This is a genomic window from Acidocella sp., from assembly GCF_028687955.1.
GTDB lineage: Bacteria > Pseudomonadota > Alphaproteobacteria > Acetobacterales > Acetobacteraceae > Acidocella.
The window spans coordinates 16,694-29,297 of record NZ_JAQTZC010000023.1 but is presented as its reverse complement, the minus strand read 5'-3'; the positions used below and the strand labels follow the sequence as shown (position 1 = coordinate 29,297).

At 63.5% G+C, this 12,604-nt stretch carries 15 protein-coding genes; 8 read left to right on the top strand and 7 right to left on the bottom strand.

The genetic code is table 11. The features are described from left to right. Positions 1–19: 19 nt before the first annotated feature. Together PHE40_RS04875 and PHE40_RS04870 are read right to left on the bottom strand one after the other, a co-directional pair. The gene (locus PHE40_RS04875) at positions 20–1,369 is read right to left on the bottom strand and encodes a cytosine permease (protein ID WP_299958814.1); all 1,350 of its coding nucleotides are present in this window, start codon (positions 1,367–1,369) and stop codon (positions 20–22) included. Between the two features lie 174 nt (positions 1,370–1,543). Then, a complete protein-coding gene (locus tag PHE40_RS04870) occupies positions 1,544–1,870 on the bottom strand; it encodes a hypothetical protein (protein ID WP_299958811.1) in 327 nt (108 codons plus the stop codon). Positions 1,871–2,145: 275 nt separating this feature from the next. On the opposite strand from PHE40_RS04870, the gene PHE40_RS04865 reads away from it, so the two are divergent. The 4 genes from PHE40_RS04865 (at position 2,146) to PHE40_RS04850 (ending at position 4,642) form a co-directional block, all read left to right on the top strand. Then, a complete protein-coding gene (locus PHE40_RS04865; protein ID WP_299958809.1) occupies positions 2,146–3,177 on the top strand; it encodes an aspartate-semialdehyde dehydrogenase in 1,032 nt (343 codons plus the stop codon). Positions 3,178–3,259: 82 nt separating this feature from the next. Beyond that, on the top strand, positions 3,260–3,880 hold the full coding sequence (locus tag PHE40_RS04860) for a glutathione S-transferase family protein (RefSeq protein WP_299958806.1): 621 nt from the start codon (positions 3,260–3,262) through the stop codon (positions 3,878–3,880). A gap of 133 nt (positions 3,881–4,013) precedes the next feature. Beyond that, on the top strand, positions 4,014–4,220 hold the full coding sequence (locus PHE40_RS04855; RefSeq protein ID WP_299958803.1) for a type II toxin-antitoxin system Phd/YefM family antitoxin: 207 nt from the start codon (positions 4,014–4,016) through the stop codon (positions 4,218–4,220). Then, positions 4,217–4,642 carry a type II toxin-antitoxin system VapC family toxin gene (locus tag PHE40_RS04850; RefSeq protein WP_299958800.1) on the top strand — a complete coding sequence of 142 codons (426 nt, stop codon included), beginning with the start codon at positions 4,217–4,219 and terminating at the stop codon, positions 4,640–4,642. Before PHE40_RS04855 ends, PHE40_RS04850 begins: the two co-directional genes overlap by 4 nt. Before the next feature lie 28 nt (positions 4,643–4,670). Here PHE40_RS04850 and PHE40_RS04845 read toward each other — a convergent pair whose 3' ends face one another. From PHE40_RS04845 to PHE40_RS04835, 3 genes are all read right to left on the bottom strand, one after another. Next, positions 4,671–5,030 carry a type II toxin-antitoxin system PemK/MazF family toxin gene (locus PHE40_RS04845; RefSeq protein ID WP_299958798.1) on the bottom strand — a complete coding sequence of 120 codons (360 nt, stop codon included), beginning with the start codon at positions 5,028–5,030 and terminating at the stop codon, positions 4,671–4,673. Beyond that, positions 5,020–5,241 carry an AbrB/MazE/SpoVT family DNA-binding domain-containing protein gene (locus PHE40_RS04840; RefSeq protein ID WP_299958795.1) on the bottom strand — a complete coding sequence of 74 codons (222 nt, stop codon included), beginning with the start codon at positions 5,239–5,241 and terminating at the stop codon, positions 5,020–5,022. The genes PHE40_RS04845 and PHE40_RS04840 overlap by 11 nt, the downstream gene beginning before the upstream one ends. Positions 5,242–5,500: 259 nt before the next feature. Beyond that, the gene (locus tag PHE40_RS04835; RefSeq protein ID WP_299958792.1) at positions 5,501–5,833 is read right to left on the bottom strand and encodes an MmcQ/YjbR family DNA-binding protein; all 333 of its coding nucleotides are present in this window, start codon (positions 5,831–5,833) and stop codon (positions 5,501–5,503) included. A 200-nt stretch (positions 5,834–6,033) separates the two neighbouring features. On the opposite strand from PHE40_RS04835, the gene PHE40_RS10960 reads away from it, so the two are divergent. Beyond that, on the top strand, positions 6,034–6,357 hold the full coding sequence (locus PHE40_RS10960; RefSeq protein WP_366523581.1) for a transposase: 324 nt from the start codon (positions 6,034–6,036) through the stop codon (positions 6,355–6,357). A gap of 79 nt (positions 6,358–6,436) precedes the next feature. Here the strand turns inward: PHE40_RS10960 and epmA are convergent, their stop codons facing one another. Beyond that, positions 6,437–7,393, bottom strand: coding sequence for an EF-P lysine aminoacylase EpmA (gene epmA / locus PHE40_RS04825; RefSeq protein ID WP_299958787.1), 957 nt, complete (start codon positions 7,391–7,393; stop codon positions 6,437–6,439). A gap of 26 nt (positions 7,394–7,419) precedes the next feature. Here epmA and PHE40_RS04820 point away from each other — a divergent pair, with 26 nt between their 5' ends. Beyond that, on the top strand, positions 7,420–8,388 hold the full coding sequence (locus PHE40_RS04820; protein ID WP_299958785.1) for a lysine-2,3-aminomutase-like protein: 969 nt from the start codon (positions 7,420–7,422) through the stop codon (positions 8,386–8,388). Here the strand turns inward: PHE40_RS04820 and PHE40_RS04815 are convergent. Further along, entirely contained in the window at positions 8,385–10,844 is a 2,460-nt protein-coding gene (locus PHE40_RS04815; RefSeq protein ID WP_299958782.1) for an autotransporter outer membrane beta-barrel domain-containing protein, read from the bottom strand. The two genes, PHE40_RS04820 and PHE40_RS04815, sit on opposite strands and share 4 nt — an antisense overlap. Positions 10,845–11,138: 294 nt before the next feature. Between PHE40_RS04815 and efp the strand changes: the two genes are divergently transcribed. After that, positions 11,139–11,705, top strand: a complete 567-nt coding sequence (efp, locus tag PHE40_RS04810; protein ID WP_299958779.1) for an elongation factor P — start codon at positions 11,139–11,141, stop codon at positions 11,703–11,705. Positions 11,706–11,771: 66 nt separating this feature from the next. Continuing rightward, on the top strand, positions 11,772–12,599 hold the full coding sequence (locus PHE40_RS04805; protein WP_299958776.1) for an inositol monophosphatase family protein: 828 nt from the start codon (positions 11,772–11,774) through the stop codon (positions 12,597–12,599). Positions 12,600–12,604 lie beyond the last annotated feature (5 nt).

The following is a 12,604-nucleotide window of genomic DNA, read 5'->3' as shown; positions in this document are numbered from 1 at the left end:
GCCTTAAGGCTGACTGGTATCAGTCCGCCGCCGCGGTTGCCGTGGCGGGCGAGGTGAGGAGGAAATACAGCACCGCGCCCAGAATCAAGGAAACGACAAACGTGCTGTCGCCAAACTGCGGATAATGCGCCGCGAACCAGCCCGTATGCAGCGTCTGGTTCCAGAACGGCTCGGAGGCCACCACCGTCACCACCCAGGCGGCAAACGCGGCGCTGACCCCGCCCAGGCGGGAGGTGCGGCGGCTCAGGTGGCAGAACAGCGTGATGGAAATCCACGGCACCGTCCAATAGCCGAGCACGAACAGAAAATCCTCATAATTAGTAATGAAGTTTTCCGCCGCCAGCACGGAGATGATGGTGCCGATGGTGCCCGTGAGCAGCGCCGCCCAATGCTGCTTGATCTTGACGCCGATCGCCAGGGCCGAGAGCGTCGCGGAATAGATGTTCAGAATATTGGCGCTGATGGTGCCCAGCACGACCGCGATCAGCAACGGCGTCTTCAGCCATTCGGGCATCCAGCTGGTGAACAGATCGGAGGGTTTCGAAAATGACACGGAGGCGCCGATCAGCGCGCCCAGCGCCTCAATCCACACGGTGGAGATCACCGCCCCCCAGAACGCATAGGTCCGCACGGTTTTCTTCACCGCCGCGGGGTTCAGGTTGGTGCGCAGATAGCGCGTATAATCAGAAGAATACGGAATCCAGCCGACGACATAACCAACCATGATCGAGGTGGCGAGCATGAACGCGCCCGAGAAACCGCCCACGGCGGCCTCGGCTTTCACGTTTTCCGGCACCGAGAGGCCAAGGTGCCTCACCGCGACAAAGCTCAGCGCCAGAAACACCAGCGTGAGCACATAAACCAGGTATTTCTCCGTCACCTGGATCAGATCGTGCCCGACGAAGGCGATCGCCACCTGAATGGCCGAAAGCACAATGATGCTGACGATGAGGTTCCCGCCGAAGAAATATTGCAACGCATAGGCGCCGACGATGGTGTTGACCGCGAACCATGAGAAGCCGCCTAGGAAGTTGAACAGCGAGGGTAGTTTATTGCCCAGCTTACCGAACCAGTTTGCCCCCTGGATCATCTGCGGCAGGCCATAATCCACGCCGAACGTGCTGAAAAACGCCAGCGTCAGCCCGCCCAGCACATTCGCAATCACGATGGCGGCCAGCGCGGCGCTGAAGGAGAGCCCCAGCCAGCCGGTCGCCAGCGCGCCGGTGGTCAACGTCGCGAATTCGATATTCGCCGCCATCCAAAGGCCGAACACGGCCCTCGGGTTGCCGTGCGTCTCTTTCAGGGTGACCGCCGCAATCCCCTTTTCCTCGATGATGCCAAATAGTTCTGGTGTAACATCAGCCGTCATTTTTCGCTCCAGCACGGCGCAAGGCCGCCAAAAAATTCATCATGCAGCCGTACCCCGGCCGGTTCACCGGAGCGGTTCGGTGTTAAAATCTGGCAATATTTCACCGCAGCGTCAAGCAATGGCTGCACCTGCGTAAAAAACAGGCAAAACCTCCTGCTGCCAAACCCCGCCGCTCTAGAGTGCGTTATTTAACGGGTGCACCACCGGCAGATTGGACGAACCGCCGGCAGTGGACGCGCTAATGCCAGGCACCACCCGCTGGATCAGCAGCACCACCATCAGCAACATCACCAGCCAGCCCAGCATCCCGCCCAGCGTACGCAGCGCCGCCACCGTAAGCATGACCATCAGCACCAGAAAAAGATAAAGCTGATACGTCGGCGCAATCCCGAAATACGTCAAAAAGCCGGACGCGGCATTGTTGAACGTCCCGGCAACATTCAGTACCACCCGCGCCAGGGCAACAATCTCGCTCAGAACAGACTGAAGCTCATTGCCCATCGCTTGCCTCCGTTATCAGAACTATAACGCAACGGCTAAAAATCGCCAGAAAATTCAGCTATTCCAGGCGTTCCATGCCGCGCAGCGCGGGAAAACGCCGGAACGGCGGGTGGCGGAGCAGCGCCGCTGCCCTGGGAGAAGGCACGCCAATGGCGCCGGATGTCATACGCCGGCTATGCCAGAGCCATCAGCGCGCCGCAAACCAGCCCACGCCTTGCGTTACCCCCCCTTTGGTTTTACTTCACCGTTCACTTTTCAATTTGGAGTTTGTTACGATGTCTTTCAGGGTTGCGGTTGTTGGTGCCACCGGTGCGGTCGGGCGCGAAATCCTCAAAACCCTTGCCGAGCGGAATTTTCCGGTCTCCGAGGTTGCCGCCCTGGCCTCGGGCCGTTCCGCCGGCTCGCAGGTGTCCTTCGGGGAGGATAAAATCCTCACCGTCAAAAACCTTGAGACCTTCGACTTCACGGGCTGGGACATCGGCCTGTTCTCGCCCGGCGCCTCGATCTCGGCGATTCACGCCCCGCGCGCGGGTGCGGCGGGCTGCGTCGTCATCGACAATACCTCGGAGTTCCGCATGGACCCCGATGTGCCGCTGGTGGTGCCGGAGGTGAACCCGGAGGCGATCACCCAGTTCCGCAAGCGCAACATCATCGCCAACCCCAACTGCTCGACCATCCAGATGGTCGTGGCCCTCAAGCCCCTGCACGATAAATTCAAGATCAAGCGTGTTGTCGTCTCCACCTATCAATCGGTTTCCGGCGCCGGGAAAGAGGGCATGGACGAGCTGCTGGCCAACACCAAGGTGCATTACGTGCATGACAAGAACCCCCCGCAAATCTTCCAGAAAGACATTGCCTTCAACGTCATCCCGCAGATCGACGTGTTCATGGATGACGGCGCCACCAAGGAAGAATGGAAAATGGTGGTCGAGACGCAAAAAATCCTCGATCCGGCCATTCAGGTCATCGCCACCTGCGTGCGCGTGCCGGTGTTCATCGGCCATTCGGAGGCCGTGTATGTCGAGTTTGAGAACCCGGTAAACATGAACGAGGCCCGCGCGGTGTTGCGCGCCGCCCCCGGCGTGGAAGTGCACGACCAGCGCGTCGACGGCGGCTACATCACCCCCATCGAATGCAAGGGCGAGGACGCGGTGTTCGTCTCGCGCATCCGCAAAGACCCCACCGTGCCCCACGGCCTGGCCTTCTGGTGCGTGTCGGATAATCTGCGCAAAGGCGCCGCGCTGAACGCGGTACAGATCGCCGAGGCGCTGGTCGCGCAAAAACTTCTGGCCCGCCAGGCGGGCTGAAGCCCACCCCGCGCGGCAACGGCGTTGCCGCGCGGCCCCGTTTAGGACTACTCTGCCGCCAAACCTCGCGGGAGAGACGGACATGAGCCTAACCCTCTACACCAACCCGATGTCGCGCGGCCGCATAGTCCGCTGGGCGCTGGAAGAAATCGGCCAGCCGTATGAAGCCGAGATCATCCACTACGGCCCGCCGATGAAAACGCCGGACTATCTGGCCATCAATCCCATGGGCAAAGTCCCGGCCTTGCGCCACGGCGATGTGATCATCACCGAAACCCCGGCCATTATCGCCTATCTGGCCGATACCTTCCCCGCCGCGCGCCTTGCGCCGCCACCCGGCTCGCCCCTGCGCGGCAGCTACTACCGCTGGCTCTTCTTCGGCGCCGGCCCGTTCGAGACGGCGGTCCTCAACCATAGTCTGGGCGTCATCATCCCGCCGGAACGCGCCGGCATGGCCGGCTACGGCAGTTTCGAGGCGGTGATGAACGTCACCGAGGCCGCGGTCTCCAAATCCCCCTACCTTCTGGGCGAGGAATTCTCCGCGGCTGACATCTACCTCGGCGCGCAGATCGGCTTTGGCCTGCGCTTCGACTCCATCGCCAAATGCCCGGCGTTCGAGGCTTACTGGGACCGCCTGAAACAACGCCCAGCCTGGCTGCGCGCCACCGGAATTGACGATAAACTGCTGGCCACGCACCCCTAGCCGCGGAGCCTTTCAACCTGGCACGCTTCGTGGCCGCCAAGGCGCCGCTTTGGCCCGCCGTGCGCGCCGGGCTGGCCGCCCGCACCAAACGCAACACATCCTTAATGTCCATGGTCATAAAACCCTGGTCATCATGCGCAAAATCTCCAAATCCCAGTTCAAGCCCCGCGCCCTGGAACTTTTCCGCGAGGTCGAAGCCACCGGCCAGCCGCTGATCATTACCGACAACGGCACCCCCACGCTGGAAATCCGCCCCTACGCGCCGCCGCACACCAGCCCGCTGGATGCCCTGCGCGGCTCGGTGCTCTTCTTCACCCCTCCGGAGGACACTCAAGAGTGATCCTGCTCGACTCTCACAGCCTCATCTGGTGGGTCAACCGCCATGCGGAGCTTTCCCTCAAAGCCCTGGCCGCCATCGAAGCCGAGCACCCCGGCGGTGAAATCCTCATCTCCGCCCTCACCGCATGGGAAATCCCCGCGCTGGCGCAATCAGGCCGGCTCGGGCTGCGGATGGAACCCGCCGCCTGGCTGGCGCGCATCGGCGCGCTGCCGGCGGTGCGCTTCATCCCCGTGGACAATGCCATCGCCCTGCAAGCCGCCACCCTCCCGGCCCCTGCGCCCGGGCCCATGCCCGCGTGCATCCTCGCCGCCACCGCGCGCCATTTCGGCTGCCCGCTGGTTACTGCGCGCCATTTCGGCTGCCCGCTGGTTACCGCCAACGCCCGGCTGCACGCCTATCCGCATGTCCGCACCATCTGGTAGCCCCCTGGTCATCCCGGCCTGACCATAGTCAGCCAACCGGTCCCGTCCCCCCTGTCAGCCCCATATTCGCAAAAACCTGCTCGCTCACCTGCCGCCGCGCGGCCCCCAGCAGCGCGCCGATCACCTCGGCTTCGCGGCCCTCCACCGTCATCATCTTGGCCGTGCGCACCACCGAGGGCACGCCAAGCCCCGCCGCCATCATATCCCCCACCTCGACATCCCCCGGCCAGCCGCGATTTTTCACGCTGGTAATCATCAACACCCAGAGCAGCCCGTGGTTTTTAAAAATCTCCCCGGCGACGATCACCAGCGCCGGCCGGTGCTCGCGCGCCGGCTTTTCCCCCGCCGGATAGGGGATTCGCACAATATCCCAGCGTTTAAAGGCCATAGAACGACCTCTTATCCGCCTCGCTCTCCCATTCGTTGAACACCGCCATCTCCGCCACGGCGCTAGGCTGCGGGACGAGCGGCTTGCAGAGCACCACCCGCTCACCTTCCAACACAAATCCGAGCATATCCCCCTCTTTCAGCCCCAGATGCCGCCGCACCGCCTGCGGAATGGTCGTCTGCGCCTTCGAGGTCAGTTTGCTGGTGATCATATTTTCCCGCCCTTCATAAAATGCCCGAGTCGCGGCATTTCTGCGGAGATTTTCTTTATATTCGGTAAAATTCCTTACTTTTTCCGGAAAATTTCTCATAAAACCTCCGTAAGCAGGAAAAATCCTTACTCGAAAAGAAAATTCCTTACCCAGCACCGAAAATCCTTACTCGGTAAGGAAAAAACTTCCTCCGCAAGGAATCTCCTTGATGTAAGGATTATCCAGGATTCAGTAAGGAATTTTCAAGGAATTTTCCGGATTAAACGCCAATATCCGCTCTGGCCGCCCTGGTCAGCCCCGCCACCACCACATCGTAGGACTGGCGCAGCAACTCCCGCAGCTCGGCTGCGGGCACCCCATCGCTCACCTGCACCCAAGTTCCGCGCCGCAAATAAGGCGCACGCGTTGCCATGCCCTGCTCGATCAGCAACTCAAAGCGCAGCGGCGTGGTCTTGAACACATAGGAGGGCTTGCCGGTAAACTGCCCAATGGCAAACACCTTGCCGCCGATTTTATGCACATGCGAGCCACCCCACTGCACCACAAAGGTGCTGGCGGGCAGCTTGCGGCAAAAAGCGTCGAAGCTGCGCAAGGCGGATGACCTTATACCAGCCCGCCAAGAGCTTGACTCTCTGGGTTTGGTGGCGGGCTGGTATAAGCTCTTGATTTTGCACGCGGCCGCCCCACCAGCCCCGCGCGCATACCAGTCAGCCTTAAGGCTGACTGGTATTACATCAAATCGCTCCACGAGTTTATGCAATCTCTGAATCCGCCTCTAAATTAAAAAGGAAATTGGCCATCACCAAAAAAACGATCCGGTATTGTGAAAGTCATTGCGAAGAAAGAATTACATTTTTGCGCCAATTGCGTGCCTGGGTTGCCAAACACAGCTGGAAAGATGTTGTTTATTTTGATGAGAGCGGTTTCCAGGCCACAACTCACCGGCCGCATGGCTGGGCACCTCGGGGCAACAAGGTCTTTGGTAAAATCACCGGCAACAACCATAAACGAACCAATCTCATCATAGCGGAACGGGGCAAAAACGGCCGTCGAAAATGTCGTCTGCTTCAAAACCATCCCCATCAATGCAGAAGCAATATACAAAATTTAGAATGACATGGGAATCGCAGAGTTATGCGGAGATTCCTTAACAACAACATGCGGCGAAAAAAATGCCGCGTCCCACGTGTCCGCGCTATCCGGGCAGCCACAAAACATCACGAATTCGCAACGCGCCGGTGGCCAGCATCGCCAGACGGTCAAACCCCAGCGCAATCCCCGCGCAGGGCGGCAGCTTCGCGACCGCGCTCAAAAACCCTTCGTCCATCTCCCAATCCGGCCCATACAAGGCATGCCGGCGCGCCCTCTCCGCCACAAAGCGCGCGCGCTGCTCATCTGCGTCCGTCAACTCCACGAAGGCATTCGCCAGCTCAATCCCGCACACGAACAGCTCAAAGCGCTCCGCCACCCGCGCATCCGCCGGATCGCGCCTGGCCAGCGCCGCCTGCGCCACGGGAAAATGGGTGAGAAACGTGGGACGCTCGCGGCCAAGCCGTGGCTCAACCCGCTCCAGCAGCAGCCGGAAGAACAAATCCTCCCAATCCTCGCCTTCGCGCAACACCACCCCCGCCTGCGCCGCCAGCGCGGGAGCGTCCTCCGCGGTGCCCAGAACATCCGCCCCCGCATAACGCGCGAACGCCTCCGCCACGCTGACCCGCTCAAAGTGCTCCAGGCTCGTGCGTACCCCCCGGCACTCCACCACTGGCGGCAGCACCGCGCGCAGCAGCGCCTCGGTCTCGTCCATCAGCACACCCATGCCGGCGCGCAGCGAATACCATTCCAGCATGGTGAATTCCGGCGCATGGGTGTCGCTCCATGGCTCATCGCGCCACACCCGCGCCAGTTGAAATATCGGCCCCGATCCCCCGGCCAGCAGTTTTTTCATGGCGAATTCCGGGCTGGTGTTCAAATACCGCGCCCCGGCCCGCACCGCGCGCAGATGCACCTCCTCCCCCGGCGCCACCACCGCATAGGGCGTCTCCACCTCGGCATATCCCCGCGCGCCAAAAAACGCCCGCACCCCGGCCGCCAGCAGGTTGCGCCGCCGCAGTGCCGCCATGCGGTCTTCCAGCCGCTCCCAAGCTTGAGACATTCGCACTCTCCCTCTACATGCCGCCCATGCCCAACGGTATCATAAGCCAAAGCCGCACGCTGCGCTCGGTTGAAGACATCATCCGCTCCGGCCTGGCAAGCGAGTCCGCGCGCCCGGCGCTGGAGGCTGTCGCCGCGCGTTACGCCATCGCCCTCCCCCCGGCGCTGCACGCGCTCATCCAAACGCCCGATGACGCCATTGGCCGCCAGTTCATCCCCCATGCCGATGAACTCATCACCGCGCCGCATGAGAGCACCGACCCCATCGCCGATGAAGCACTCTCCCCGCTCCCCGGCATCGTGCACCGCTACCCGGACCGCGCGCTGTTAAAACCCCTGCTGGCATGCCCTGTGTATTGCCGCTTCTGCTTCCGCCGCGAGCAGGTGGGGCCGGATGGCGGCTTGCTGAGCGATGCCCAACTGGCCGCCGCCTACGCCTATCTGCAATCGCATCAGGGGATCAGGGAGGTCATCCTCACCGGCGGCGACCCGCTGATCCTCTCACCCCGCCGCCTGCGCGGCATTCTGCAAAACCTCGGCGCGATCGCGCATGTCGAGACCCTACGCATCCACACCCGGGTGCCGGTGGCCAACCCATCGCTCATCACCGATGCTCTGGCCGCCGCGCTGGACATTGAAAAACCGCTGTTCATCGCCGCGCATATCAACCACGCGGCCGAACTCACCGATGCCGCCGTAATCGCCCTGCGCAAGCTGCAACGCCTGGGCATCCCCATTCTCGGCCAGAGTGTGCTGCTCGCCGGCGTGAACGACAGCGAGCAAGCCCTGGGCGATTTGTTCCGCGCCATGCTGCGCGCGCGCATAAAACCCTATTACCTGCACCAGCTCGATGCCGCCCCCGGCACCGCGCGCTTCCATGTCGCCCCTGCGCGCGGGCGGGAAATCCTGGCCAGGCTGCGCGGCAACATCAGCGGCACCGCCCTGCCTACCTATGTTTACGATCGCCCCGGCGGGCTGGGTAAAATCTCACTCTAAAAAACGAGCCGCAGCGCCGCCTCGGCGGTCTGCGCGGTCCAGTTTCCCGCCACCTGCGCGCTGTAGCGCACCACCAGCGACATATTGCCCCGCCCGGCGCTCACACCCGCCATCACCTCCCCGGCCAGCGGGGCCAGCCGTTTCACGCCCGCGGCATAGGTGCTGCCATCGGCGGCGATGACTTGCATCGCCCGGCCCGGATCGCCCGCCTCGTAATCCACCCCCAGGCCCAGTTGCGGCGTCCACACCACGCGCGCCGCACCGGCATAATCGCGGCTCACCGCCAGGCGCAGATATGGCCTGACACTATTGCCCGATGCGCCCGGCGCGCTCAGCACAAACGCGCTCTGCTGCGCGGTCTCGCTGAACCGCCCGAGGCTCACCTGCGCCACACTCACCCCGGCCGATGGCAGCAGCCCGAAGCCCGCGCGGCGCAGCGGCATGGCCAGCCGCACCCCGCCTGAAACCACACTGCCACCCGGCCGCGCCGATGCCGCCCCAACCCCGGTTGCCCGTGCCATGCTGGTGGAAATGAACCCGCCCAGCACATCGCCCGAGAGCACGAAGCGCCCCAGATTCTGCACCCCGTAAACCCCCAGCCTGATGGTCTGGGCGCTGGCCGTGCCGCCCTGCGCATCGCTGAGCGCCGTGGCGTCATACCCCACCGCCAGCCCCAGCGTGGTGCCCGCGTCATTCACCGCGCGGCCAACCCCGGCCAGAAACCCAGCGCTCTGCGCGTTATAGCTCCCCGGCTGATTCATGGCATTGCCCGAGGCCGCCACCCAGCCGCCCGCGCCGCAGAACGCACCGGCCAGCACCTCGGCAATGCCCGCCTGCGCGCCGCGCCCGCCCGGCAGTGTGCCAGCGCGCGGACAAACGGCGGCCGGTGCATCCTGCGCCTGATCCAGCAGCTCATCACTGGCGCGGCCCGCATCCAGCGCCATCGCCTGCCGCGCACGCGTGAACAGCGCGTCATCCGCCGGGGCCACCGAAAATGCCCCCAGCCGGTAGCTGAAGACCCCCGGCGGGTCGATCGCCAATACGGTGGCATTACCTGAAACAACCGCCTCGCCCGGCGCTAGCTGCGTGCTCACGCTGGCGAAGCTTCCGCTCAACCCGCCATTGGCGGTGAGGAACGCCCCGGCCGCCGGTGTGTAATTGCCCGGCGCCAGCACATAAACCAGCCGGCCGCCCAGCAGCGCCGTGCCGCTGATATTAACCTGAGACACCCCCGTTGGGCTGACCACCACCCGCAGCGTGCCACTGGAGAGCTGCACGAAATTTCCCGTGATGTTCAGCGCCGCGCCGATGGTGCCAGGCTGAAACGTCCCGGCGTTTTTCACCGTGCTCATCGCCCAGTTGCCCGCCGCCGTCCAATCCGCTCCCGCCGCCACGTTCAGCACGCCCCCCGCGCCGAAATTGGCGAGATCACTGGTTAGTTGCCCGCTGCCGGTCAAGGTAATGGCGCTGTCCGTGCCGCCGCCATCAATGGCGCCGGTGATGCCAGCGCCAGTGCCCAAGGTCAGGCTGCTGGCACCGCCTTCAAACTGCACCGCCGCGCCGCCCGCGCCCGCAATCAGCCCGGTATCATAAACACTGGCTCCAGCCCCTTTCACCAGCACGCCGGTGGCGCCGCTGATGCTGCCGCTGTTGGCCAGCATATCGCCCCGGCCCAGGCGCACCCCGGCGGTGACGCCATGCACAAGCCCGGTATTTGTCACCGCCGCACCCGGCGCCACGGCGATGATCCCGGCCGTCCCCCCCGCGATGGTGCCGCCGTTGCTCAGGCTGTCCGGCCCGGCGAGATACACGCCAAACACCGGCCCGCTGATTAGCCCGGCATTCTGCACCGTGGCGCCGCGCCCGCCCGCAAACGCCCCCGAATATCCGCCGAGCAACTGCCCGCTCGCCGTATTATCCAGGCTGCCACCCGCATAAAGCGAAACCGCATCGCCGGTGCGCGCCGAAATAACACCACTATTGGCGATAACCCCCAGCCCGTTGCCGGTATAAACACCAATATGCGCGCCAAAAATGCTGCCCGCCGCCGCGTTGGCGGCATTGCCGCCCGCATTCAGGCTCACCCCGTCATCCCCCCCGGCAATCACCCCGGCGTTGCTCACGCTGATGGCGGCGCCGCGAGCCAAAACCCCGTAGGTGGCGGCGCGGATAGCGCCGGTGGCCTGGTTATCCACCGCACCGCCCGCGCTCAGGTAAATGCCGATCCCGCTCGCGGCATCCACGCTGCCCGCGTTGTTGAGCGTGACCGGGCCTTGCGTATCCTCCAGCACCGCCCATCCGCCGCTGGCCAGCGCGGCGCCTGAGGTGACGCTCACCGGCCCCGCGCCGTAACCTGCCAGATTAACGGCGGCGCTCTGGCTGACAGCGATTACGCTCTGCGCCCGTGCCGGAGCCACCAGCCCCCCGCCCAGCGAGAGCGCCGCGCAGCCGGCCATCAATCCTGTCTTCCACTGGAGCCCTGCCGTATCATCATGGCAAACCATAGAACGTGTCCTTTAAGGCGGGGGCGCCCGGGCGGCCCGCGCACGACCTGAAGTTGTGCAAACCTACGGCTCACCTCATGAATCGCGCGTTAATCAAGCGCCGGAAAACACGTTAAAAATTTTTACCCCCGTAATCTTCTCATCTTGCAGGCCGTGCAAAAATCGTCCCCGGCTTGCTCAAAAGCCTGCGGCGGCGTAAGCCCCCGCATCGCAATCCATTTTTGTATTTTCAGGCAGAGCTCTTTTATGAAACAGCAGGCAAACCTCATCCGCGCCGGTCAGGTCATCGAACACGAAGGCAACCGCTGGACCGTGCTCAAGCAGCAGATCATCACCCCCGGCAAAGGCGGCGCCTTTATCCAGGTGGAAATGCGCAACCTTAAAACCGGCAACAAAACCAACGAGCGCTGGCGCACCGCCGACACCGTGGAACGCCTGACCACCGAGGACCGGGACTACACCTATTCCTACACCGACGGCGACAATCTGGTGCTGATGGACCCCGAGACCTTCGAGCAGTTCATCGTTCCCGCCACCATCCTGGGTGACTCCGCCCCCTTCCTGCAAGATAACATGGCCGTCTCCGTCGGGCTGGTTGAAGGTGACCCGGTATCCATCACCCTGCCGCCGCATGTCACGCTGGAAATCGTCGAGGCGGACCCGGTGGTGAAAGGCCAGACCGCCTCCTCCTCCTACAAACCCGCCAAGCTCTCCAACGGCGTCAAAACCCTCGTCCCCCCCTTCATCGAAGCCGGTGAGCGCGTGGTCGTTCGCACCGAGGACGGCAGCTACGTGGAACGGGCCAAAGGTTAATTAAATTGGCGGGAGTCCGGGGGCAAAGCCCCCTGGTCTTACATTAACGACTGGGAACCTATTTCCATGATGCCACGCCTTTCCGCGCATATGACGGTGATGCACGCAGCGGCGCAAAAAGCCGCCAAGCGTTTGCTGCGCGACTTCAACGAGGTTGAAAATCTTCAGGTTTCCGTCAAAGGCCCGGGGGATTTCGTCAGCCAGGCAGATCTGCGCGCGGAGGCCAGCCTGCGCGAGGACCTGGAGAAGGCGCGCCCGGGCTATGCCCTGCTGATGGAAGAATCCGGCGCGAGCGGCTCCGAGAAATGGGCCTGGCGCTGGGTGGTGGACCCGCTGGACGGCACCACCAATTTTCTACACGGCATCCCCCATTGGGCGATTTCCATCGCACTGGAAAAACGCCTGCCGGACGGCAGCGTCGAAATCGCCGCGGCGGTGGTGTACTCACCGGTCAACAACGAGCTGTTCTGGGCCGAAAAGGGCGCCGGTGCGTATCTGAACGACAAGCGCCTGCGGGTCTCCGCGCGGCGCGAGCTGAAGGACGCGGTGTTCGCGACCGGCATCCCCTTCGCCGCCACCACCGCCACCAACCGCATGGCCTTCGCCCGCACGCTGAGCACGCTGATGCCGCAGGTCGCGGGCATCCGCCGTTTCGGCGCGGCCGCGCTGGACCTCGCCTGGGTCGCGGCGGGGCGTTACGATGGGTACTGGGAAAGCGGCATCAAACCCTGGGACATTGCGGCCGGCATGCTCATCGTGCGCGAGGCCGGCGGCTATGCCACCGATGCCGAGGGCAAGGATGTGGTGGGCGCCACGGTGGTCGCCGCCAACCCGAACCTGCACCCAAGGCTGCTGGAGGTTGTGCAGGACGGTCTGGCGGCCGCGAAAGGTTAAGGATA